The organism is Neisseria flavescens (assembly GCF_005221285.1).
In the GTDB taxonomy this organism is placed as follows: domain Bacteria; phylum Pseudomonadota; class Gammaproteobacteria; order Burkholderiales; family Neisseriaceae; genus Neisseria; species Neisseria flavescens.
Genome location: NZ_CP039886.1, coordinates 669,039 through 693,234, shown reverse-complemented (window position 1 = coordinate 693,234; position 24,196 = coordinate 669,039). Strand labels below are relative to the sequence as shown.

At 49.0% G+C, this 24,196-nt stretch carries 23 protein-coding genes; 16 read left to right on the top strand and 7 right to left on the bottom strand.

What is annotated here, in order from left to right:
* Positions 1 to 83 precede the first annotated feature (83 nt).
* A complete protein-coding gene (locus FAH67_RS03620) occupies positions 84 to 1,520 on the bottom strand; it encodes an NAD-dependent succinate-semialdehyde dehydrogenase (protein ID WP_003680722.1) in 1,437 nt (478 codons plus the stop codon).
* Positions 1,521 to 1,849: 329 nt separating this feature from the next.
* Here FAH67_RS03620 and dnaG point away from each other — a divergent pair, with 329 nt between their 5' ends.
* Both dnaG and rpoD read left to right on the top strand, forming a co-directional pair.
* On the top strand, positions 1,850 to 3,622 hold the full coding sequence (dnaG, locus tag FAH67_RS03615) for a DNA primase (protein ID WP_003680724.1): 1,773 nt from the start codon (positions 1,850 to 1,852) through the stop codon (positions 3,620 to 3,622).
* A 194-nt stretch (positions 3,623 to 3,816) separates the two neighbouring features.
* Positions 3,817 to 5,769: an RNA polymerase sigma factor RpoD gene (rpoD, locus tag FAH67_RS03610; RefSeq protein WP_003680725.1), complete on the top strand. Its 1,953-nt coding sequence runs from the start codon at positions 3,817 to 3,819 to the stop codon at positions 5,767 to 5,769.
* Positions 5,770 to 5,886: 117 nt separating this feature from the next.
* On the opposite strand, the gene FAH67_RS03605 is transcribed toward rpoD, so the two are convergent.
* The gene (locus tag FAH67_RS03605; RefSeq protein WP_003680726.1) at positions 5,887 to 7,239 is read right to left on the bottom strand and encodes a polynucleotide adenylyltransferase PcnB; all 1,353 of its coding nucleotides are present in this window, start codon (positions 7,237 to 7,239) and stop codon (positions 5,887 to 5,889) included.
* 216 nt (positions 7,240 to 7,455) lie between these two features.
* Between FAH67_RS03605 and FAH67_RS03600 the strand changes: the two genes are divergently transcribed.
* The 5 genes from FAH67_RS03600 (at position 7,456) to FAH67_RS03580 (ending at position 10,086) form a co-directional block, all read left to right on the top strand.
* Entirely contained in the window at positions 7,456 to 7,641 is a 186-nt protein-coding gene (locus tag FAH67_RS03600) for a DUF3460 family protein (RefSeq protein ID WP_003680728.1), read from the top strand.
* A gap of 12 nt (positions 7,642 to 7,653) precedes the next feature.
* On the top strand, positions 7,654 to 8,322 hold the full coding sequence (locus FAH67_RS03595) for a class I SAM-dependent methyltransferase (RefSeq protein WP_003680730.1): 669 nt from the start codon (positions 7,654 to 7,656) through the stop codon (positions 8,320 to 8,322).
* Between the two features lie 14 nt (positions 8,323 to 8,336).
* Positions 8,337 to 9,092: a tetratricopeptide repeat protein gene (locus FAH67_RS03590; protein ID WP_003680731.1), complete on the top strand. Its 756-nt coding sequence runs from the start codon at positions 8,337 to 8,339 to the stop codon at positions 9,090 to 9,092.
* A 79-nt stretch (positions 9,093 to 9,171) separates the two neighbouring features.
* Positions 9,172 to 9,657: a 5-(carboxyamino)imidazole ribonucleotide mutase gene (purE, locus tag FAH67_RS03585; RefSeq protein WP_003680732.1), complete on the top strand. Its 486-nt coding sequence runs from the start codon at positions 9,172 to 9,174 to the stop codon at positions 9,655 to 9,657.
* A gap of 96 nt (positions 9,658 to 9,753) precedes the next feature.
* Complete coding sequence (locus tag FAH67_RS03580; protein WP_003680733.1) at positions 9,754 to 10,086, top strand: hypothetical protein; 333 nt, start codon at positions 9,754 to 9,756, stop codon at positions 10,084 to 10,086.
* 82 nt (positions 10,087 to 10,168) lie between these two features.
* Here FAH67_RS03580 and FAH67_RS03575 read toward each other — a convergent pair whose 3' ends face one another.
* Positions 10,169 to 11,962 (bottom strand): 2-isopropylmalate synthase, encoded by a 1,794-nt coding sequence (locus FAH67_RS03575; RefSeq protein ID WP_003680734.1) that lies wholly within the window; start codon positions 11,960 to 11,962, stop codon positions 10,169 to 10,171.
* A 226-nt stretch (positions 11,963 to 12,188) separates the two neighbouring features.
* Here FAH67_RS03575 and FAH67_RS03570 point away from each other — a divergent pair, with 226 nt between their 5' ends.
* The gene (locus FAH67_RS03570; protein WP_003680735.1) at positions 12,189 to 13,304 is read left to right on the top strand and encodes a methyltransferase; all 1,116 of its coding nucleotides are present in this window, start codon (positions 12,189 to 12,191) and stop codon (positions 13,302 to 13,304) included.
* Between the two features lie 119 nt (positions 13,305 to 13,423).
* Here the strand turns inward: FAH67_RS03570 and bfr (FAH67_RS03565) are convergent, their stop codons facing one another.
* Positions 13,424 to 13,897, bottom strand: a complete 474-nt coding sequence (gene bfr, locus FAH67_RS03565; RefSeq protein ID WP_003680736.1) for a bacterioferritin — start codon at positions 13,895 to 13,897, stop codon at positions 13,424 to 13,426.
* Between the two features lie 29 nt (positions 13,898 to 13,926).
* On the bottom strand, positions 13,927 to 14,391 hold the full coding sequence (gene bfr / locus FAH67_RS03560) for a bacterioferritin (protein ID WP_003680738.1): 465 nt from the start codon (positions 14,389 to 14,391) through the stop codon (positions 13,927 to 13,929).
* Between the two features lie 422 nt (positions 14,392 to 14,813).
* Here bfr (FAH67_RS03560) and typA point away from each other — a divergent pair, with 422 nt between their 5' ends.
* Positions 14,814 to 16,625 carry a translational GTPase TypA gene (gene typA / locus FAH67_RS03555; protein ID WP_003680739.1) on the top strand — a complete coding sequence of 604 codons (1,812 nt, stop codon included), beginning with the start codon at positions 14,814 to 14,816 and terminating at the stop codon, positions 16,623 to 16,625.
* Positions 16,626 to 16,726: 101 nt separating this feature from the next.
* Here the strand turns inward: typA and FAH67_RS03550 are convergent, their stop codons facing one another.
* Positions 16,727 to 17,683 (bottom strand): cupin domain-containing protein, encoded by a 957-nt coding sequence (locus FAH67_RS03550; RefSeq protein WP_003680741.1) that lies wholly within the window; start codon positions 17,681 to 17,683, stop codon positions 16,727 to 16,729.
* Positions 17,684 to 17,811: 128 nt separating this feature from the next.
* Here FAH67_RS03550 and FAH67_RS03545 point away from each other — a divergent pair, with 128 nt between their 5' ends.
* Positions 17,812 to 18,147 carry a carboxymuconolactone decarboxylase family protein gene (locus FAH67_RS03545; RefSeq protein ID WP_003680742.1) on the top strand — a complete coding sequence of 112 codons (336 nt, stop codon included), beginning with the start codon at positions 17,812 to 17,814 and terminating at the stop codon, positions 18,145 to 18,147.
* Positions 18,148 to 18,259: 112 nt separating this feature from the next.
* On the top strand, positions 18,260 to 18,628 hold the full coding sequence (locus FAH67_RS03540) for a rhodanese-like domain-containing protein (RefSeq protein WP_003680743.1): 369 nt from the start codon (positions 18,260 to 18,262) through the stop codon (positions 18,626 to 18,628).
* Between the two features lie 55 nt (positions 18,629 to 18,683).
* Here the strand turns inward: FAH67_RS03540 and FAH67_RS03535 are convergent, their stop codons facing one another.
* The gene (locus FAH67_RS03535; RefSeq protein WP_039864012.1) at positions 18,684 to 19,022 is read right to left on the bottom strand and encodes a cupin domain-containing protein; all 339 of its coding nucleotides are present in this window, start codon (positions 19,020 to 19,022) and stop codon (positions 18,684 to 18,686) included.
* A 98-nt stretch (positions 19,023 to 19,120) separates the two neighbouring features.
* Here FAH67_RS03535 and surE point away from each other — a divergent pair, with 98 nt between their 5' ends.
* The 5 genes from surE (at position 19,121) to hemF (ending at position 24,166) form a co-directional block, all read left to right on the top strand.
* Positions 19,121 to 19,876, top strand: a complete 756-nt coding sequence (gene surE, locus FAH67_RS03530) for a 5'/3'-nucleotidase SurE (RefSeq protein ID WP_003680745.1) — start codon at positions 19,121 to 19,123, stop codon at positions 19,874 to 19,876.
* A gap of 93 nt (positions 19,877 to 19,969) precedes the next feature.
* Positions 19,970 to 20,881 carry a peptidoglycan DD-metalloendopeptidase family protein gene (locus tag FAH67_RS03525; RefSeq protein ID WP_039864014.1) on the top strand — a complete coding sequence of 304 codons (912 nt, stop codon included), beginning with the start codon at positions 19,970 to 19,972 and terminating at the stop codon, positions 20,879 to 20,881.
* Between the two features lie 78 nt (positions 20,882 to 20,959).
* Entirely contained in the window at positions 20,960 to 22,483 is a 1,524-nt protein-coding gene (locus FAH67_RS03520) for a phospholipase D family protein (protein ID WP_039864015.1), read from the top strand.
* A gap of 43 nt (positions 22,484 to 22,526) precedes the next feature.
* A complete protein-coding gene (locus FAH67_RS03515; RefSeq protein ID WP_039864047.1) occupies positions 22,527 to 23,060 on the top strand; it encodes a C40 family peptidase in 534 nt (177 codons plus the stop codon).
* 197 nt (positions 23,061 to 23,257) lie between these two features.
* Positions 23,258 to 24,166: an oxygen-dependent coproporphyrinogen oxidase gene (gene hemF, locus FAH67_RS03510; RefSeq protein WP_003680752.1), complete on the top strand. Its 909-nt coding sequence runs from the start codon at positions 23,258 to 23,260 to the stop codon at positions 24,164 to 24,166.
* The last annotated feature ends 30 nt before the right edge of the window (positions 24,167 to 24,196 follow it).

The window sequence follows — 24,196 nt, the reverse complement described above, 5'->3', positions numbered from 1 at the left end:
ATGATATAAGATTGATTAGTAAATTTTCTGCGTTTGAAAAGGCCGTCTGAAATCAAATTTCAGACGGCCTTTACTGTGCAGCCTTATTCCGCTACATCAATACACAAATATTTCAATTCCAAATACTCATCCGCGCCATATTTGCTGCCTTCACGTCCCAAACCGCTGCGTTTCACGCCGCCAAACGGTGCTACTTCATTACTGATTAAGCCCGTATTGATGCCGACCATGCCGTATTCCAAAACTTCGCCGACTCGCCATTGGCGGGCAGTGTCGGCAGTGAAAAGGTAAGCCGCCAAACCGTATTCCGTATTGTTGGCGGCCGCGATGACTTCGGCTTCGGTTTCAAAACGGAACACCGGACACAAAGGCCCGAAGGTTTCCTCGCGAGCTACCGCCATTTGCGCCGTTACGCCGCTTAAGACGGTCGGCTCGAAAAACGTTCCGCCCAAGGCACTGCGTTTGCCGCCTGTCAGGCAGACCGCGCCTTTAGCGATTGCGTCGGCGATGTGCTGCTCGACTTTCTCTACCGCTTTTTCCTCAATCAGCGGCCCTTGGTTTACGCCATCTTCCAAGCCGTTGCCCAATTTGAGCGCGGCTGCTTTTTCACTCAATTTGCGGCAAAATGCGTCGTAAATGCCGGATTGGGCGTAAACTCGGTTGGTGCAGACGCAGGTCTGACCGCTGTTGCGAAACTTGCTTGCCAGTGCGCCTTCGGCGGCTTTGTCCAAATCGGCATCGTCAAACACGATAAACGGCGCGTTGCCGCCCAGTTCCAAACTGAGTTTTTTAATGTCCGCCGCGCTGTCGGCAAAAATTTTCGCGCCGACTTCGGTTGAGCCGGTAAAGCTGATTTTGCGGATAATCGGATTTGTGGCAAATTCATGGCTGATTTCCGAAGCACTACCGCTGACAACGGGCAATAAATCCTGCGGTACGCCCGCTTCATAAGCCAGTACGGCCAACGCATACGCACTCAAAGGCGTGAGTGATGCAGGTTTGACTATCATCGCGCAGCCCACCGCCAAAGCAGGCGCGGCCTTGCGTGCAATCATTGCGGATGGGAAGTTCCACGGCGTAATCGCAGCGGTAACGCCGATTGGCTGTTTCAACACGACCAGTTTTTGCGACGCTTTCACGCTTGTCAGCACATCGCCGTCAATCCGCCTCGCCTCTTCGGCAAACCAGCGCACAAACGAAGCTGCATAATCAATCTCGCCACGCGCCTCAGTCAGACTTTTACCCTGCTCCATCGTCATGATACGCGCCAGTTTTTCTTTGTTTTCTTTAATCAAAAAATACCAACGCCACAACACATCGGCACGCTCCAACGCAGTTTTTGCCGCCCATAATTTTTGTGCCGCCTCCGCCTTTTGAATCAAAAGCTTCAGGCCGTCTAAATCAGTCTTACGGACAAACGCCAATGCCTCACCTGTTGCAGGATTATCAACTCTAATGGCACCTGAAATCGGAGAAAAGAAAACATCGGGATGATTGAGCAAACGGGCAAAATCTTTCATGAGAAACGACCTTTCTAAAACCGAGGATATACGTTCATTATCATATTCATACCATGAAAGCGCAACTGAATCTCAAAATAAGACAACAGCAAAGGCCGTCTGAATATCTTACAGCCGGCCTTTGGTTTAGCGACATCATATTCATCTTAATAACGAATGAAATACGATTATTAATACTCTACCTCAAAAGGATAAGACACATGTATTACAACAATTTGCTATAATACAAAATTCATTTCAACACTCATCCAAAATTCCATTTTCAGACGGCCTTTGTCTGTTTATAAGGCCGTCTGAAATATTTTCTGTCCATCCTCTTCTGCCGAGCCATGATTCCATCTGATTTCATTGACGAGCTTTTGTCCAAAGTCGATATTGTCGACATTATCGACGAGCAGGTTCCGCTGAAAAAAGGCGGGGCGAACTATATGGCGTGTTGCCCATTCCATAAAGAAAAAACGCCGTCGTTTTCGGTCAGTCCGACCAAGCAGTTTTACCATTGCTTCAGTTGCGGGGCGCATGGTTCGGCGATTGGTTTTGTGATGGAGCATCAAGGGCTGTCATTTCCGGAGGCGGTGCAGTTTCTTGCCGACCGCGTGGGCATGGTCGTGCCTAAAGTACGCGGGCAGAACGATAATCCTGAAGTCCGTGCCGAACGTAAGAAAAAGCAGCAGACGCTGGAGGAAACGACGGCAGCGGCAGCAGATTTTTATGCGCAACAGTTGAAATTTAATCCGACTGCGAAAGCTTATTTGGACAAGCGCGGCTTGAGTGCGGAAGTCATCGCGCATTATGGCTTGGGCTATGCGCCCGACGGCTGGCAGCCTTTGGCGCAGGTGTTCCAACCGTATCCGAATACCGCGTTGGTGGATACGGGTATGGTGATTGACAATGAGGGGCGGCATTATGACCGCTTCCGCCATCGGATTATGTTCCCCATCCGCAATCCGCGCGGGCAGGTAATCGGTTTCGGCGGCAGGGTATTGGACGACTCGAAGCCGAAATATTTGAATTCGCCTGATACACCTTTGTTTGATAAAGGGAAAAACCTTTACGGATTGCATGAAGGACGTGCCGCAGTCAAGGAAGCAGGGCGGATTTTGGTGGTCGAAGGCTACATGGACGTGGTCGCATTGGCGCAGTTCGGCGTGGGCTACGGCGTAGCGGCTTTAGGTACGGCAACCACGGCGGAACACGTCAAAATCCTGATGCGTCAGGCAGACAGTATTTATTTCTGTTTTGATGGCGACAGCGCGGGACGTAAAGCGGCTTGGCGCGCGCTGGAAAATGCGTTGCCGCAATTAAAAGACGATAAATCGCTGCATTTTCTATTCTTACCCGAAGAACACGACCCTGACAGCTACATCCGCGCCTATGGCAAAACGCAATTTGAAGATGCCTTGTTAAACCAAAGCAAGCCTCTATCGGAATACTTTTGGGAACATCTTTCAGACGGCCTCAACCTCAATACGCAAGAAGGCAAAGCAGAATTGATCAAAACCAGTTCTCCGCTTTTGGCTCAGATTACCGCGCCGGCATTGGGCTATCTTCTGAAACAAAAACTCAGCGAACTGGTGGGCATTGACCCGGACAACCTCGCCCAATTACTGGGACAAGAAGCGCCAAAGCGGCACGTCAAACAAAAAAGTTACAAACTGCCGCCTATTTCTGTCAAACAACCAACCATGCTGACACTGGTTCAAAGACAGATACGCAGCCTCTTGATAAATCCGGCTTGGGCTTCATATATAGACCTGCCCGATTATCTGGCTTTAAGTGGCGACTTTGCCTGCCTTGCCAATTTGGCCGAAACCATCAAGCATCACGATACGACTCCTGCAACTGCACAAGTGCTTGAATATATGCGCGGTTCGCCCTATGAAGAAACCGTCAATCAAATCTTTTTATCGACCCTTCATTCTGAAGAAATGGAAGGGGATAACGAAGAAGATTGCGAAAGTTTCCAAATCGGCATGAAAAAGTTGTTAAATGAATTAAAATACAGTCAAATCGAAACTTTAAAGCAAAAAAGTATTCAAACCGGTTTGACCGAAAATGAAAAAAGACTATTGCTGTCACTTTTGACGGCAAAGCAAAACTAACCCCTCAGGCCGTCTGAACAATCTAAACACACGCTGCGAAACATGACACGCAGAACACTCCATTTGTAATATTTTCAGACGGCCTCAGAGTATTAAAGTGAAATCTGATTTCACAACAAAAAGCTCTGCTCCGCCTTCAGGTACGGCCACATCACCGTAAACCGTCGGCATCCTATCAACCTAGAGAGCAATCCATGTCTAAAAATCAAAACTACGAAGAATACCAAGACCAAGACGACAACCGTCCCTTGAGTATCGAAGAGCAGCGCGCGCGTCTGCGCCAACTCATTATCATGGGTAAAGAACGCGGCTACATCACTTATTCTGAAATTAACGACGCCTTGCCCGACGATATGTCCGATGCCGAGCAAATCGACAATATCGTCAGCATGATTTCCGGCTTGGGCATCCAAGTAACCGAGCAAGCCCCCGATGCTGAAGACATCCTCTTAAGCGACAACGCCGCCGCCATGACCGACGACGATGCCGTTGAAGAAGCCGAAGCGGCACTCTCCAGCGCAGATTCAGAATTCGGCCGCACTACCGACCCTGTGCGTATGTATATGCGTGAAATGGGGCAAGTCGATCTGTTGACGCGCGAAGACGAAATCATCATCGCCAAAAAAATCGAAAATGCACTGAAAAACATGGTGCAGGCAATCTCAGCCTGCCCAGGTTCGATTGCTGAAATTCTGGCTTTGATCGAGCAAGTCCGCAACGACGAAATCCGTGTGGATGAAGTGGTTGAAGCGATCATCGACCCTAATGAAGTCTTATTGAACGAATTGGGCTTAGGTCACTTGGAAAATGCCAAACCAGATGACGAAGAAGGCGAAACCGTTAGCGATGATGAAGATGGCGACGATGAAGATGAAGACGACTCCAGCAGCGACTCCGATGCCATGTCCGCCGCCCATTTGGCAGAACTGAAGCAAAAAGTTTTAGAACACTTCGCCTTTATCGAAAGCGAATACGGCAAAATGATCAAGCAGTTGGAAAAACACGGCAGCCAACACGCCAACTACCTGAAACACCGTGATGCCATTGCCAACAAACTGTTGGAAGTCCGTTTTGCCACACGTCAAATCGAAAACCTGAGCAGCAACCTGCGCAGCCGCGTTGAAAACATCCGCAAACTCGAACGTGAAATCCGCGACATCTGTATCGACCGCGTCCGCATGGATCGCGACTACTTCATCAAAAACTTCCTGCCAGCCATTACCGATTTGGAATGGGTAGAAGAAGAAGTAGCCAAAGGCTGTGTATGGGCAAACGCGTTGGATCGTTTCCGCCACGCCATCCTCGAAAAACAAACCGAGCTGGCAAATATGGAAGCCGAAACCCGCATTTCCATCGAAGAATTGAAAGAAATCAACAAAAACATGGTGTTGAGCGAGAAAGAAACCTCAGCCGCCAAACAGGAAATGATTCAGGCCAACTTGCGTTTGGTTATTTCCATTGCCAAAAAATACACCAACCGCGGCTTACAGTTCCTTGATTTGATTCAAGAAGGCAATATCGGCCTGATGAAAGCGGTGGACAAATTCGAATACCGCCGTGGCTACAAGTTCTCAACTTACGCCACATGGTGGATCCGTCAAGCGATTACACGTTCCATCGCCGACCAAGCACGTACCATCCGTATTCCGGTTCACATGATTGAAACCATCAATAAAATGAACCGTATCTCGCGCCAATACCTGCAAGAAACCGGTGAAGAGCCTGATTCCGCCAAACTGGCCGAGCTGATGGAAATGCCGGAAGACAAAATCCGCAAAATCATGAAAATCGCCAAAGAGCCAATTTCCATGGAGACACCGATTGGTGATGACGACGATTCGCACTTGGGCGACTTCATCGAGGATGCTAACAACGTTGCACCGGCAGAAGCTGCAATGTACACCAGCCTGCACGAAGTAACCAAAGAAATCCTCGAAAGCCTGACGCCGCGCGAAGCCAAAGTTTTGCGTATGCGTTTCGGTATCGATATGAATACCGACCACACTTTGGAAGAAGTCGGCAAACAATTTGACGTAACCCGTGAACGTATCCGTCAAATCGAAGCCAAAGCCCTGCGCAAGCTGCGCCACCCGACCCGCAGCGACCGCCTCCGCAGCTTCCTCGACAGCGAAGAAAACAAATCATAAAAGTAAACCGCAGGTTGAAAGACCTGCGGTTTTTTATTGGAATACGAAAAGGCCGTCTGAAAACCAAATCTCAAAAGATTTAATCGTTTCAGACGGCCTTAAACTTATTTTGATAATTTATTCAGCCTCAGTGGTTTTCTTTTTCGGACGACGGCGACGACGTTTGGGTTTGCCGTCAGTTGATCCACTTTGTTTCTGACGTTTGTGATCATTGGCCGCAGTCATTTGCTGGCGTGTTTCCTCATCGGCATGTTGGAAAGTTGTCCACCAAGAAGCCATCTCTTTATCAACCTCGCCAACCTCGCTACGCAAAATCAGGAAATCATAAGCGGCTCGGAAACGTGCTTGCGATAGCAGGCGATACGGGCGTGCGCCGCGCATATTGTCGAATTGCGGCTGAAATTGCCAGATTTCACGCATAGTTGCGGAAAATCGTTGCGGTACGCCCCAACCTTTTTCCACCGTATCACGCATGGTGTTCATCGCATCCATCAATGCAGGGACAGGTTTTTGTCCATGGCTTAGATTGCGTTGCCACATAGCATTTAGTGTCGGCCACAATACCGCCGCCAATACGAAACCGACGGAAACGGACTTATCCGCACGGATACGCTCATCGGTATTTTTCAAGGCCAACATAATCATACGTTTATCGGCCGTTTCGGCAGTTTTCAAGGCATCTAAAAGCGGATGGATGCCTTCGGGAATACCCAAATCGTTTAGCCGTTTCAAACAGGCACGGGAATAACCGGAAAACAGGATTTTCAGAATTTCATCAAAAAGACGGGCTACAGGCTCATTTTTCAGACGGCCTGCATATTCGGCAATCGGCAAAGCAGTTTGCTCTTCCACTTTAAAACCCAATTTGCCCGACAAACGGACAGCGCGAAGAATACGGACAGGATCTTCCTGATAGCGTTCGGCAGGATCGCCTATCATCACCAATTTTTTATCGGCAACATCAGCCACGCCCTGATGGAAGTCCCAAATCTCCTCTTTAATCGGGTCGTAATACAGCGCATTGCAAGTAAAGTCGCGGCGCATGGCATCTTCTTCAATGCTGCCGTAAGTATTGTCCTTCATAATGCGGCCTTGCGCATTTTGCTGAACCTTATTGCCACCGCGGAACGTCGTGACTTCAATGGTTTCAGGTCCGATCATCACATGAACGATTTGGAAGCGGCGGCCGATAATGCGGCTGCGGCGGAATACTTTGCGGATTTGCTCCGGCGTGGCATCGGTTGCAATATCAAAGTCTTTGGGCTCAACCCCGAGCAACAAATCCCGAACGGCACCGCCCACAACATAAGCCTGAAAACCGGCTTCATGCAGGCGTTTGGCAACTTTCTCCGCGGCAAAGCTCAACATATCCGCGCAGATACCGTGTTGCTCAAACGGGATAATTTCCTTTTCTGGCAACGATTTGACGTGTTTTTTAGGCAACACTTTATGCAGCCATTTTTTTAACATAAGCAGCTCTTTTCACAATAAAAAAGGCCGTCTGAAACTTGTCTGGCTTAAGCCTTTGCACAATATTCTGCCGCAGAAGGGGCAAAACATTGAGCAAAGGCTTCAGACGGCCTAAAAAAGACGTGCCATTATACCTTATGGAAGTTCGATTAATTAGCGTATTGGCAAAAAATATCGGCTATAATGACGGTCTGACAACGATTCAGGCAGAACATCATGTACCACTACAAATCCGAAGCTACCCAATTCCTCGACAAACTCATGGAAGACAATCCCGAAATGGAAGCGCAACGCCTCGAAAACCGCCATTTGCTGTGGGATGTTACCCTCAATCCGACAGAGCAGGCCGAATTTGAAGCGGCCAAAGTCAACAAAAAACCCTATACCTACTATCAAGACTAATCCCGCATCGGCATGACGACCAACACGCACAATACCGATCCGGCATTACAACATTACCTCAACAGCATCGGCCAATCCGAACATCCCGTTTTGACCGCATTGCGCGAGCGCACCCAATCACATCGTCTGGGAAAGATGGCTATCGCCCAAGAGCAGGCAGCCATGTTGGTGTGGTTAGCCAAATTATTGAATGCCCAAAAATATTTGGAAGTTGGCGTCTTTACCGGTTACAGCAGCACCGCCATGGCGCTTGCCCTCCCCGAAGACGGCAAAATCACGGCTTGCGACATTAATGTAACCTTTACCGATATTGCCTGCGAAACATGGCAGGCGGCAGGCGTAGTGCATAAAATCTCGCTTCATCTGCAACCGGCTTTGCTGACTTTGGACGATTTGATTGCGCAAGGCGAATCGGAAAGCTACGACTTGGCACTTATTGATGCCGACAAACCTCCTACGCCGAGATATTTCGAACGCTGTTTGCAACTGGTACGGAGCGGCGGCGTGATTGCCATCGACAATATCTTATTGGGTGGGCGCGTCATGAATGAAGCTGCTGAAAATGATCCGCCCAGCTTGGATATCCTGCGCCATTTCAACCAAAATCTGCCGCACGATACACGCATTATTCCCATTACCCTGCCTGTCGGCGACGGTTTGACATTGCTACTAAAAAAATAAAACGACACAATCCGATGAAAACATTATCACATTCCCTGTTTCTTTTGCCGCTTACTCTATTGGCCGCATCGTGCGCCGTTTCCCATCCTCCCCAACCTGCCGACAATCCCAACTTTGTCCTGCCGGATATTCCGCGTGAGCCTTTGCATGAAAAAAATATTCCCTATCCACGTTTGGACGCACAAACCCAGATTGACCACTTGGGCATACAAATCGCCCGACTGGAACGCACGGTTGAAGAATTAAATCAACGCTTGCACACATTGGAACAACAACGAAACATCAAACGTCCGACTACTTCGGCTTCCAAACCCCAAGCCCAGCGATTAGACGACCGCAAGCTGAAAATGAACTATTTGGCCAATGGCGGCAGCGTGCTGTCTGAAACAGACTCAGCCGCACAAAACGAACTGCGCCTTTATAATCAGGCGCAAAAATACTACCAACGCAACAACTTCTCCGCCGCAGTGGCCATTTTGAAAGAGGCAGACGGCGGCAACGGCAGCGAAATTGCCCGCCGCAATATGTACCTGCTCCTGCAAAGCCAACAACGTCTGGGTAACTGCGAATCCGTTATCGAAATCGGTAACCGCTACGCTAATCGATTCCGCAACAGCCCTCAAGCTCCCGATGCCATGTACAGCATCGGCCAGTGCCAATACAAACTGCAACAAAAAGACATCGCCCGCAGCACATGGCGCAAACTGATACAAAGCTTCCCCAACAGCGAAGCGGCAAAACGCGCTTCCATCAGCATTAAACAAAGATAAACGTTCAGACGGCCTTGTCATTCCCAAGGCCGTCTGAATATTTTTTACCCTTAATCCATTCAAGCAAAAGGAACTCCTCATGATCCAAGTCGGCATTATTATGGGCAGCAACAGCGATTGGCCGGTGATGCAGCAGGCAGCACAATTTCTCAAAGAATTCGGCGTTGAATACGAAGCGCGTGTCGTCTCTGCACACCGTACGCCTGATTTGATGTTTGAATACGCCGCAACCGCACGCGAACGCGGCATCAAAGCCATCATTGCGGGCGCGGGCGGCGCGGCACACCTGCCCGGCATGGTTGCTGCCAAAACCACGGTTCCCGTATTGGGCGTTCCCGTACCCAGCAAATACCTGCGCGGCGAAGACTCCCTGCTTTCGATTGTGCAAATGCCCAAAGGCGTTCCTGTTGCCACATTTGCCATTGGCGAAGCCGGTGCGGCCAATGCAGCGCTGTTTGCCATTTCACTTTTGGCCAACGAAAACCCTGAATTGGCTGAAAAACTGGCCGCTTTCCGTGCCAAACAAGAACAAACCGTTCTTGCCATGGAGTTGCCCGAAGCATAAGGAACTAAGGCCGTCTGAAAGTTGTAAATGGAAACTTTGATTTCGTTTTACGATTATTCAGACGGCCTTAGTCTTTTATCAAATTGAATTAATACCATGAAAACCCTAGCATTCGTCCTACTCGCCACCCTGCTTTGCGCCTGCCAAAGCCCAAGCACTCCCGCTCAATCAACTGCCACTCCATCTCAACATCAAGCCCAAGATACAACCGGCAACCTGATTATCTTCTATGATGCCCAAATCGGTTCTGCGCCATTGCTAAAAGCAGTGAAAACCTCCGGCGCAACTTTGGTTTACGAATACAAAAACCTGCACGGCATTGCTATTCATCCGTCCTCCAAGACCAATATTGAAGATGCTATTGCCTATTTCAAGAAGGTAAACGGCGTTTTGTCTGTCGAACAAGACCGACTGCTTAAACTTCAATAAACAAACTATTTTTTGACCAAATAAAAAAGGCCGTCTGAAACGCATCACTACGATTTCAGACGGCCTTTACCTTTTCAATAAATTAAATCATGCCTCTGCCTTGTGCTTTTGGCTTGGCTTGACCAAATTCCAATTTGCTCAGTGCAGACAGATAAGCCTTGGCAGTCGCCACCAACACATCGGTATCTGCGCCTTGACCGTTGACCACACGATCGCCACGTTGCAGGCGGACAGAAGTTTCGCCTTGGCTTTCCGTGCCTTGCGTCACCGCGTTGACAGAGTAAATCTGCAAGGTCGCGCCACTTTGAGCCACGCTTTCAATGGCTTTAAAGATCGCGTCAACAGGGCCGGAGCCGGTAGCGGTAGCGTGTTTTTCTTCGCCGCGAATACTGAACACGATATTGGCACGAGGCTCTTCACCGGTTTCGGTACTGATTTTTTGAGAGATGAATTTGTAGCTTTCAGTGTTCAGGCTGCCCATTTCATCAGACACCAAAGCATGCAAGTCTTCATCAAAGATTTCGCGTTTCTTATCCGCCAGCTCTTTAAAGCGTGCAAATGCCGCATTCAACGCCTCTTCGCTTTCCAATTCGATGCCCAAATCTGCCAGCTTGGTTTTGAAAGCATTCCGGCCGGACAGTTTGCCCAAGGTCAGGCGGTTGGTTGACCAGCCGACCGATTCGGCAGTCATGATTTCATAGGTTTCAGGGTGTTTCAACACGCCGTCTTGGTGGATGCCTGATTCGTGTGCAAAGGCGTTTGCGCCGACCACCGCCTTGTTGGGCTGAATCGGATAGCCGGTAATGGTGGACACCAGTTTGGATACCGGCACGATTTGCGTGGTGTCGATGCCGGTTTCCAAGCCGAACAAATCATGACGTACTTTCAACGCCATCACGATTTCTTCAAGGCTGGCATTACCTGCGCGTTCGCCCAAACCGTTGATGGTGCATTCCACTTGGCGCACGCCTGCCTGAACAGCGGCCAGCGAGTTGGCAACCGCCATACCCAAGTCGTTGTGGCAGTGGGTCGACCAGACTACTTTGTCGCCGTTGGGTACGCTTTTGATGATGTTGCTGATACGCTCGTACCACACGGAAGGGATGGAGTAGCCGACGGTATCGGGAATATTGATGGTGGTCGCGCCCGCTTCGATAACCGCCGTAAAGATTTTGGCGAGGAAGTCCAAATCCGAACGCACGGCGTCTTCGGCGGAAAATTCCACATCGTCGGTGTATTCTTTGGCGATTTTCACTGCTTTGACCGCCGCATCGATGACCTGCTGCGGCTTCATTTTCAGTTTGTGCTCCATGTGGATGGGGCTGGTGGCGATAAAGGTATGGATGCGTTTTTTCGGAGCGGGGGAAACGGCTTCGCCTGCCTTACGCACATCGTTTTCAACGGCACGCGCCAACGAGCAGACTGTGGATTTGGTGATGATTTTGGCAATCGCATTGACCGACTCGAAATCGCCCGGGCTGGCAGCGGCAAAACCCGCCTCAATCACATCCACGCCCATTTTCTCCAACTGGCGGGCAATGCGGATTTTCTCCTCTTTGGTCATGGATGCACCGGGCGACTGCTCGCCATCGCGCATGGTGGTGTCGAAAATAATTACGCGGTTGGTCTGTGTCATTTCTGTTCTCTCCAGAGATTCGTTTTTTTGTAAAAAAGCATTCAAATCCAGCGGTCTGCCTTGCGCTTCCGCCAAAGCGGTCAATTTTTGCAACTGAGCCAAAGGCAGGGAACCGCGTGTACGCCATTTGTAGATAGCCGCTGTGGTCGCAGCATTTTCCGGGTCGTGCTGTTTCAGGGCTTCGGCCAGTGCGTTGACGCCACCAAAATAGGCAACCAAACGGTCAATGTCTAATTGCATGATGTTCCTTGTCCAAATCTGATTAAGATTATTGTGTTCTGGTTTTGCATTATACTCATTTTAGACAAAACGACAATCTATTTTTATCGAAATATTGGTATTAATTTCAAAATTTGAAAAATTTTTATACACTTTGTCCAATTAGGACTATTAAAAGCCCCTCTCAAACCGAACCTATCCTAAATATAGTAAACTAATCCCTTATTTCCTCGATTTGAAACACATTATGCCCCACACCATCCCCACCAACCGCTCCGACATCGAATGGCGCAACGAAAGTACACAAAAACCGCCCAAGCAGGCGGTTTACATACAAGAAGCAGGTGCAGCAGAAATTTTAAAAAATGCCCACGCGCAAACTGCAACTGTTTGGACTGGCGATTTTCACAATGCCAAGCAAGTCTTGGCCGCAATGAAAAAACGTATCCGCAGGCCGTCTGAAAAAAAGAAAGACGCACCTGCCGATATTCAGACGGACTTCCACACCCACCGTATGAAACAGGCGCAACAAAGCCGTTTGCTCAATATGCTTGCCGTTGAAATCCAACCGAATTTTCAACTGGACAATGCACGCGCACCCGACATCTACGCCGCCCTTCGCGATGTTTACGACACACCAAACGACAAACCGTTTCTTTTGCCGCTGAATCAATTACTGGGTTTTATCGGCGCGCACGAGTGGCACAAAAAAGGTATAGATATTCCGCAGCTAGACAGAAAAATCCATGTTCCTTTCGGCGTATTCTCTCCACTGCGTGGCGAATATTTGGATTTAATCGCCCAAGTGCCACTCGCTCCCAATATTCAGACGGCCTTTGACATCGGCACCGGCTCAGGCGTGATTGCCGCAATTTTGGCCAAACGAGGCATACCCGACATCATTGCCACAGACACCAACCCCAAAGCAATTGCCTGCGCCACAGCAAATCTCGAACGCCTAGGCTTGAATAAAGCCGTCAACATCCAATCGATTGATTTATTTCCCGAAAGTTGCGCCGACCTTATCGTCTGCAATCCGCCTTGGTTGCCGGCAAAACCAACCTCCGCTATTGAAACTGCCCTTTACGATCCCAATCATGCCATGCTGACTGCATTCCTCAACGGCGTACACAAGCACTTAAATCCAAACGGCGAAGCCTGGCTGATTATTTCCGACTTGGCAGAACACTTGCATTTGCGCGATAAAGACTTTCTAAACCGATACTTTCAGACGGCCTCGCTCAATGTAGTCGATATTTTGAAAACCAAACCGCAACACAAAAAAGCAATAGATGAATCCGATCCTTTGGCGTTTGCCAGAAACAAGGAAACTACTTATCTATACCGTTTGAAAGCGATATAAAATCAAGGCCGTCTGAACATTCAGACGGCCTTTAAGCATTTCCATAAAAAAACGGCATATCCGTAAAGATATGCCGTCGATGGGAGCAGGGACTGCTATATTTGGCAGTGGTTTGTGTTTTAGTCCTCTTGCGCCGCTGTTTGCAGGTAGTTTGGCAAACCAACTTTACCAATCAATTCCTGCTGAGTTTCGAGCCAGTCGATGTGTTCTTCGTTGATGTCTTTTTGTTTTTCCAACAAATCACGGCTGACGTAGTCTTGTTGCTCTTCTGCAAGAGCGATGGCTGCAACCAAAGCATCATGTTTTTCATACTCTTTTTTCAGATCACAGGCAATGATTTCTTCGGTAGATTCACCGATCAACAGTTTACCCAATTCTTGCAGATTAGGCAGGCCTTCCAAGAACAAAATACGCTCGATCAAATCGTCTGCGGATTTCATTTCGCGGATGGACTGTTTGAAGAAGTGTTCGCCCAATTCTTCAAAGCCCCAGTTTTTCAAAATGCGGGCATGCAGGAAGTATTGGTTGATGGTAATCAGCAACAAACCTAAGTTTTTGTTCAGCTCGCGAATAACTAAGCGATCGCCTTTCATATTCAGCTCCTTATATGTTATACGCTAGATTACAGTTGGCTTTGGTAGTAGTTGCCTTCGCCAACCAATTCGATCAGACGCAGTTGTTGTTCCAACCAGTGAGCGTGATCTTCTTCAGTGTCTTTCAGTTGGGCAACCATCAAATCACGGGTAACATAGTCTTGAGCTTCTTCGCACAATTTGATACCTTTTTTCAGCGCATCGCGTACTTCGTATTCAGTGTTCAAGTCTGCTTTCAGGCAAGAGATTACGTCAGTACCGATGTTCAGTTCGGCACGGGTCATTTTAGGCGTACCGCCCAACATCAGGATACGACGGATGAAGTCTTCGGCGTGAGTGGTTTCTTCTTCCATCTCGTGATTCAAACGTTCGAACAGTTTGGTGTAACCCCATTCAGAGTACAGGCGAGAGTGGATAAAATATTGGTCGCGAGCAGCCAACTCACCAGACAATAATTCGTTCATGTAATCAATAACTGCTTGGTTGCCTTGCATAATTCTTTCTCTTTCTTTAAGAAAAGTTGACGATCACGAAATGAAGATTCGTGTGTTGTTATGGAATGAGGTAATTGTATGCACAAGTAGCACTTTTGACAAATTTTCTATTTAAAATACAAACAATTATCAAAAAATTTAGCCCACCAAAAAGGCCGTCTGAAAAATTAATTCACTGTTTTTAATAACAATTTTTTGACATTAGTATTAAGAATCCATTGCATTATTCAAAAAACATTTACATTTATTAACCATAAATAAAAGCAAATAATCCAACAAAATCAATCAAATTTAATTATTAACTATTCTCAACTGCTTTTGCCTCATTTTTTTAAATCTTCTACTCCGTCAATACTTAGGAATCGTGCTATAATTGCCAGTTATCTTTTTTTTAAGCACCTAGCTGAAACACGTAAATCATCATGAAACAAATCCGCAATATTGCCATCATCGCCCACGTCGACCATGGCAAAACCACATTAGTTGACCAATTACTGCGTCAGTCCGGTACATTCCGTTCCAACCAGCAAGTAGAAGAGCGCGTAATGGACAGCAACGATCTTGAAAAAGAGCGCGGCATTACCATTCTCGCTAAAAACACCGCCATCGATTACGAAGGCTACCACATCAACATCGTAGATACCCCGGGACACGCCGATTTTGGTGGCGAAGTGGAACGTGTATTGGGCATGGTTGACTGCGTCGTACTGTTGGTTGACGCACAAGAAGGCCCTATGCCGCAAACCCGTTTCGTGACCAAAAAAGCCTTGGCTTTGGGTCTGAAACCTATCGTTGTTATCAACAAAATCGACAAACCGTCTGCTCGTCCAAGCTGGGTTATCGACCAAACATTCGAATTGTTCGACAACTTGGGCGCAACCGACGAGCAGTTGGACTTCCCGATTGTCTACGCTTCCGGTTTGTCTGGTTTCGCCAAGCTGGAAGAAACCGACGAGAGCAGCGACATGCGCCCGCTGTTCGACACCATCCTAAAACACACGCCGGCACCGAGTGGCAGCGCGGACGAACCGCTGCAACTGCAAATTTCCCAACTCGACTACGACAACTACACCGGCCGCCTCGGCATCGGCCGCATCCTGAACGGACGTATCAAACCCGGCCAAGTCGTTGCCGTGATGAACCACGAGCAGCAAATCGCCCAAGGCCGCATCAACCAGCTTTTGGGTTTCAAAGGCTTGGAGCGCGTACCGCTTGAAGAAGCCGAAGCCGGCGACATCGTGATTATTTCCGGTATCGAAGACATCGGTATCGGCGTAACCATCACCGACAAAGACAACCCCAAAGGCCTGCCGATGTTGAGCGTGGACGAACCGACGCTGACGATGGACTTTATGGTTAACACCAGCCCGCTGGCGGGTACAGAAGGCAAATTCGTAACCAGCCGCCAAATCCGCGACCGCCTGCAAAAAGAATTGCTGACCAACGTCGCCCTGCGCGTGGAAGATACCGCCGATGCCGACGTGTTCCGCGTATCCGGACGCGGAGAACTGCACCTGACCATTTTGCTGGAAAACATGCGCCGCGAAGGCTACGAACTCGCCGTCGGCAAACCGCGCGTCGTTTACCGCGACATCGACGGTCAAAAATGCGAACCTTATGAAAACCTGACTGTGGACGTACCCGACGACAACCAAGGCGCGATAATGGAAGAACTCGGCCGCCGTCGCGGAGAACTGACCAATATGGAAAGCGACGGCAACGGCCGCACCCGCCTCGAATACCATATTCCCGCGCGCGGCTTAATCGGTTTCCAAGGCGAATTCATGACCCTGACGCGCGGTGTCGGTCTGATGAGCCACGTGTTCGACGACTACGCGCCCGTGAAACCCGATATGCCCGGCCGCCACAACGGCGTGCTGGTGTCCCAAGAGCAGGGCGAAGCGGTCGCTTACGCCTTGTGGAATTTGGAAGACCGCGGCCGTATGTTCGTATCGCCCAACGACAAAATCTACGAAGGCATGATTATCGGCATCCACAGCCGTGACAACGATTTGGTCGTCAATCCGCTCAAAGGTAAAAAACTCACCAACATCCGAGCCAGCGGCACCGACGAAGCCGTGCGCCTGACCACGCCGATCAAACTGACGCTGGAAGGCGCGGTCGAGTTTATCGATGATGACGAACTCGTTGAAATCACGCCGCAGTCCATCCGCCTGCGTAAGCGTTACCTGAGCGAATTGGAACGTCGCCGTCATTTCAAAAAACTGGACTAATTCTCTTTGATTGATACGTTTTAAAATTAAGGCCGTCTGAAAAGTGTTTTAGAAATCCTAAATTTCATTTTTACACTTTCAGACGGCCTTTTATCATCTGTTCAAATAAAGTAAATTGGCATTTCTTCCGCTTGTACCGCTGCCTCATCAGTACGATCATTCTTACGATATTGCCCCGGCGATACCCCATATTGCTTTTTAAATGCCTTGCCAAAATGCGTTTCCGATTGAAAACCGACCGAAAGCGCAACCGATAAAACCGAATCCGCCGTCTGTTTCAACAATAATGCCCCCTGTTGCAAGCGAATACTGTTAACAAAGGCATGCGGGCTTGTTCCCGTCTGCTGCTTAAATACCCGCATCAACTGGGCGCGAGATAAGTTGGCAATCGCAGTCATTTTCTCGATATTCCATTCCTCTTCCGGCTTATCCACTACTGCCTGAAGCAAATTCCGCAGGCGTTTGTCCTGCCAACCATTCAGCAAACCGCTTAATTGCGCTTCCCCATTTTTCTCCAGGCTGGCTCGAAGTAGAAATACCAGCAACACCGAAGCCAATGCGTTCACAACCGCTACCGAACCGGCCAAAGCCTGACCGCTCTCATATTGCAACAATGCCACCAAATACTGTAAAGAAGGATGGTTGATATTCAGCAAAACCGTGTCAGGCAGCCCCGACATAATATCCGCCTGAGCTTCATATTCAAACCGCGCGCAGAAAAGATGCAAAGCCGCATCGCCTCCTGCATGACTCTGCTTGACTTTAAATGCGCCTTTTTCACTCGTCAGCACGCTGACACCGAGATTTTCACAACTGCTATCACTGCTCAAAGTATGCCCTACGCTGCGCGGGAAAAAAATGATATCCCCCGCACTTAGCAGCCTTGCCTCTTGCTCCCCATCCATTCGGATATAACCTGAACCGGCTGTTACGATATGCACCAAACCATGAGCACGCTTTGGTTCATGCCGCACATACCACTCCCCCTGAAACAGACATTGAACATCCACGCTGCCTTTTACCTGCGCCAATTCGACCAGCCTATCTAAAATATCCATAGTGTTTTTTACCAATAAATGAGATGTTTTGACGATTTAAATCTTCCAATTATTGTAATAATACACACACTAAACACAAACGGATAGGATTTTTTATCTTATCCACCCACCTTAAGAAAGGACATATCATGTTTAAAGACTGGCCTGAACATACCGCCTTAGTAAAAAAATCATTCGGTGAATTGGGTAAAAACCATCCTAAAATGCTGCAAGCCTACGGCGCACTGGATCAAGCAGCCGCTGCCGAAGCACTGGATGCCAAAACACGCGAACTGATCGCCATTGCCGTTGCCATTACCACACGTTGCGAAAGCTGCATCAGCGTGCATGCAGCCGCCGCAGCCAAAGCAGGTGCAACCGAAAGCGAAATCGCCGGCGCATTGGCCACCGCTATCGCACTGAATGCTGGTGCCGCTTATACATACGCTTTGCGCGCTTTAGAAGCAGTAGAAACCCAACGCTAATCGGTTTGTAAAATCAGGCCGTCTGAAAGCCGACTCCCCTTTCAGACGGCCTGATGAAATGCTAGACTGATAAAGTTATCATATTGTTTTCTGTCTAACAGGGGATTGAACCATGAAGAAACTGCTGACCGCCGTACTTTTTACCGCCGCTATTGCCACTCCTTTGGCTGCTTCCGCAGCCTCTATGCCTAAGGTTGAAAAAAGCGCGGCACAGCCTGCAAAAGCAAAAGGCGTTTGGATTGATGTCCGCTCTGCCGAAGAATTTAAAGAAGGCCACTTGCAAGGTGCACTCAATATCCCTCATGACCAAATCGTTGACCGCATCAAATCCGTCAGCCCGGATAAAAATGCGCCGGTAAACCTCTACTGCCGCAGCGGCCGCCGTGCAGAAGCCGCGCTGACCGAGCTGAAAAAAGCCGGCTACACCAACGTAACCAACTATGGCGGTTATGAAGATTTGGTAAAAAAAGGTTTGAAATAAACCTAGCTGATTTTAAAAAGGCCGTCTGAAACTTTTCAGACGGCCTTTATTGCCATTACAGACAGCAACTTCCAAATCTCAAACGTTTGCTGAGACCGGTTTCGTGAATTAATTGTTTGATAACCAAAATATTGGTGTTATCGGCCAACGCGCGAATACTGTGTGCTTCCATCGGCTCAAGACGGATAACTTGCAAGCCTTCTGTTTGCAAAACTTCGCCCACCGTTTTGATTTCGGCTTTGCCGTTTAAAACCAAAAGCAAAATAATCGCATCCGCCTCATATGTCGGAATTTCATTATCCTTCTGCAGTGAAAGCTGAACAATCTCCTGATTGCCGTCTGAAGCAATCACGCCGCCCAATAAAGCTTTGGGGTCTAACTCATAATGTTTCATTATTATCCTTTCCGCCCAAACGTTGCCGATTCGTGGACAATCGCTCAAGCAAACCAGTACAATACCGCCCATCTTACCGATAGACACAATATTGTCACATGAACATATTAATCTCAAACGACGATGGTTATCTTGCGCCCGGTTTGGCAGTTTTGGCAAGAGTGTGCGCAGAATTTGCCAATGTCAGGGTGGTTGCTCCCGAACGCGATCGCAGCGGCGTCAGCAATTCCCTGACTTTAGACCGTCCTTTACAACTAAAACAGGCGGAAAATGGGTTTTACTATGTCAACGGTACTCCGACCGACTGCATTCATGTTGGCCAGCACGCCCTTGCCAATTTCAAACCCGACTTAGTCTTGTCCGGCATTAATAACGGCGCGAACATGGGCGACGATACGCTTTATTCCGGTACAGTTGCCGCCGCGACGGAAGCCTACCTGATGGGCATTCCCGCCATTGCTTTCTCACTTGCCGACTCCAGCGGCCGTTATTGGGAAACCGCAGAAAAAGCCGCTTGGATACTGCTTTCCTACTTTCTCAAACGCCCTATTTCCGCACCCATCTTATGGAACATCAATATCCCTGCCGTCGCACCTGAGGATATCCAAGGCATAAAAATTACACGGCTCGGCCGCCGTCATCATGAACAAAGCATTGTTCCCATGTATAATCCACGTGGCGAACAAATTTATTGGATTGGGCCGGTCGGCGATGTTTCCGACAGCGAAGAAGGTACCGACTTTGGCGAATGCGCGTCCGGCTTCATCACGATTACCCCCCTGCAAGTCGATTTGACTGCCTACGGACAAATGGAGCAAACCGCTTCCTTTTGGTCAGAAATCCCTGCGCCTTAACAGTCCCTAACAGCCGAACACTTGAGAAACAAGCATATTTTTATTATGATATGTTCCGATGAGAACAATTACCCGAATACGAAAGTCATTAACATGTTGAAAAAAAGTGTATCTTATGCCAGATCGGCAGCTTTGGTTTTATTACTTGCAGCCTGTGCCAGCCAACAACCGGCTCCTGTAGTCGTCGGCACACAAAGCGGTGGTTCAACAGCAAGCTCTACCGCTGACAATCCTTACGGTGCAGCGCCTTACAATACCAACACCAGCCCAGCGGCAGATGCTCCATACACTCCGCCGGCAAGTACACCTGCTCCAACGTACAACAGCGGCAGCATCGGCACTTACACGCCTTCTTATGCGCCTGTTGATATTAATGCAGCGACACATACTGTTGTTCGTGGTGATACCGTTTACAACATCTCCAAACGCTACAACATTACCCAAGACAATCTGCGTGCATGGAATAACCTGGCCGACAACACCATCAACATTGGTCAAACCCTGCGCGTGAAACCTGAAGGCTACGTTGCACCTGCAGCTTCTGCAAGCAAACCTTCTACTCCAACAACTACAACCACTGCTCCGGCTCCAAGCACTCCTGCCAATACACCAACCGTGTCTACCGGCAGCAGCCGCAACGTCAGCGGCATCACATGGCAGCGTCCGACTACCGGTAACGTTATCGCCAACTTCGGCGGCAGCAACAAAGGTGTGGATATCGCCGGTACGCAAGGCCAGCCTGTTGTTGCAGCGGCAGACGGTAAAGTCGTTTACGCAGGCTCAGGCTTGCGCGGTTACGGCAACTTGGTCATCATCCAACACAACTCCTCATTCTTGAGCGCATACGGCCACAACCAACGCCTGCTGGTTAATGAAAACCAAACCGTTAAACGCGGTCAAACCATTGCGCACATGGGTAATACCGATGCATCTCGTACCCAGTTGCACTTTGAAATCCGTCAAAACGGTAAACCGGTCAATCCGGCAAATTATGTTGCCTTCTAAGCTGATTCAAGCAACCTAATTTCAATTCAATCCCTGCCTAAATGTCATTTAGGTAGGGATTGTTTGTACCGGTTTCCCATGAAATTTCATCTTCCCTTTCTTTATACCCTGCTATTGGGCGGTTGCGCCGCGTTTTTGCCATCCTTGGACGAACGCACCCAAAGCAGTTATCTTGACATACCTGCAACACCGCGGCTGGACAGCGCATTAGGCATTCCTTCTACGTCCTCCAAGACCGATGTCTCCCATATCTATCTGCTGAACGATGCCCATGAAGCCTTTGTCGCCCGTGCAGCCCTGATTGAGTCCGCCGACCATACCCTCGATTTGCAATACTATATTTGGCACAACGACATCTCCGGCAAGCTTCTGTTCAACCTGATTCATCGCGCGGCCGAACGCGGCGTCCGTGTGCGTTTGCTTTTGGACGACAACAACACCAACGGCATGGATGATCTCCTGCTGGCACTCGACAATCATCCCAATATCGAAGTCCGTCTGTTTAATCCCTTTATTTTCAGAAAATGGCGTGCACTCGGCTATGTTACCGACTTTCCGCGACTCAACCGCCGAATGCACAACAAATCGTTTACCGCCGATAACCGTGCCACCATTTTGGGCGGGCGCAATATCGGCGACGAATATTTTAAGGTTAACGACGATACCATCTTTGCCGACCTCGATATCCTCGCCACAGGCCGTGTCGTAACCGAAGTTTCCCAAGACTTCGACCGCTATTGGGCAAGCCATTCCGCTTATAACGCAACAAGTATCATCAAACGGGGAAACCTGCAAAAAGGATTGGCAGAGCTTAATTACACCGACCAAGATAAAAACCAAACACTCATCCGCTACCGCCAAAGCATCGAACACTCCAACCTCTATCAAAAAATGCAGAGCAACCTTATGGAGTGGCAAAGCGTCAGCACACGCCTGATCAGCGATGACCCGGCCAAAGGCTTAGACCGCGACCGGCACAAACCGCCTATTTCCGAACGCCTGCAAGACGCCCTCAAGCAACCCGAAAAAAGCGTTTACCTTGTCTCCCCTTATTTTGTACCCACAAAATCAGGCGTTAAGGCCATAGAAAAGCTGATTCACAACGGCGTGGCCGTTACCGTCCTGACCAACTCCCTCCAAGCGACCGACGTTGCCGCCGTCCATTCCGGCTACGTCAAATACCGCAAGCCCTTACTTAAAGCCGGGGTCAAACTTTATGAACTCCAGCCCAACCACGCCGTTCCGACCTCCAAAGACCGCGGCCTGACCGGTAGCTCCGCCACCAGCTTGCATGCCAAAACATTCATCGTGGACGAGAAACGCATTTTCATCGGCTCATTCAACCTCGACCCACGCTCCGCACGCCTCAATACCGAAATGGGTGTCGTCATCGAAAGCCCCGAAATCGCAGGCCAAATGCAGCGCACCCTCGTAACGACTACCCCAAGCTACGCCTATCAGGTAACGCTTGGCAATTACAACAAACTATACTGGTATGACCCAAGCGAAAAACGAACTTACGCACACGAACCCGAAGCCAAGTTCTGGAAACGGATTACTTCAAAAATCCTGTCCATCCTGCCCATAGAAGGATTATTATAGAGGCCGTCTGAAAACAGAAATTATGCGGCCGGAGGAATTCACCATGTCTCGACTCATCTGCAAAACCCTATTTGTTTGTACCACCGGCCTATTGTTGGCCTCCTGCGGCACCACCGGCAAACACAAATCCCACAAGCTGCAAACAACCGCCAGAAAAGTCCAACCTGTCCGCATTTCCCATATCGACCGCACCCAAGGTTCGCAGGAATTGATGCTTCACAGCCTAGGCCTAATCGGCACACCCTACAAATGGGGCGGCAGCACCACATCCACAGGCTTTGACTGCAGCGGCATGATCCAATTCGTCTATAAAAACGCCCTCAACGTCAATCTGCCACGCACCGCGCGCGATATGGCCGCAGCCAGCCGAAAAATTCCCGACAGCAAATTAAAAGCCGGCGATCTTGTCTTTTTCAATACCGGCGGCGCACACAAATATTCCCATGTCGGCCTCTACATCGGCAACGGCGAATTCATTCATGCACCCAGCAGCGGCAAAACCATCAAAACCGAAAAACTTTCCACTCCGTTCTACGCCAAAAACTATTTGGGCGCACATACTTTTTTTACTGAATAAATCAAGGCCGTCTGAAAGGTATCGCAATATCATCGATACCTTTCAATCTATTGCTAATAAGTAGAGCTTGATTGCCAGATAGGCCCATGCAAAAATTTACCCATAACAAAGCAATAGAAAGATAACACTCAGTTTCAACAGCTTAATTCATCTTCAGCCCTGTCATTTTGTAAGTACGAAACCATCAAGGATATATCATGCACACAGAATCCGTTCTAACCCTCCTTAAAACCCTGCAAAACCAAATCTGCACCGCGCTGGAGCAAGAAGATGGCGAAGCCAAATTTGTGCATGAAGCATGGACTGGGAAGCTGGGCATCGGCGAAACCCGCGTATTGAAAAACGGCGCAGTATTCGAGCAGGCAGGTGTGAATTTCTCGCATGTAAAGGGAACTCAAATGCCGGCTTCTGCTACGGCCCATCGTCCGGAATTGGCAGGCGCGGCGTTTGAAGCCATGGGCGTGTCGCTGGTCATTCATCCGAAAAATCCTTATGTTCCTACCAGCCATGCCAATGTGCGCTTTTTTATTGCCTACCCTGAAAATGCCGAGCCGGTTTGGTGGTTTGGCGGTGGCTTTGATTTGACGCCGTTTTATCCTTTTGAAGAAGATATCGTGCATTGGCACACAGTAGCGCGGGACGTATGCGCACCATTTGGTGAATCGGTTTATCCTGAATTCAAACAATGGTGTGACGAATATTTCTATTTGAAACACCGTAACGAAACACGCGGCGTGGGCGGCCTGTTTTTTGACGATTTAAACCGCTGGGATTTCGATACCTGCTTGAACTTTATCAAGGCAGTCGGGGAAGGCTATATCGCAGCGTATCTGCCGATTGTGACCAAACGCAAAAACACGCCTTATGGAGAACGTGAACGCGATTTCCAGCTCTACCGTCGCGGACGCTATGTGGAATTTAACTTGGTTTGGGACAGAGGCACGCTGTTTGGCCTGCAAAGCGGCGGCCGCACGGAAAGCATTTTGATGTCCATGCCGCCTTTGGTACGCTTTGAGTATCAATATGCGCCGGAAGAAGGTTCTCCAGAAGCCGCATTAAATCAATTTTTGGTAGCGCGAGACTGGCTGCAGGAATTCGGAAAATAATATCTGTTTGCAATACAGGCCGTCTGAAAG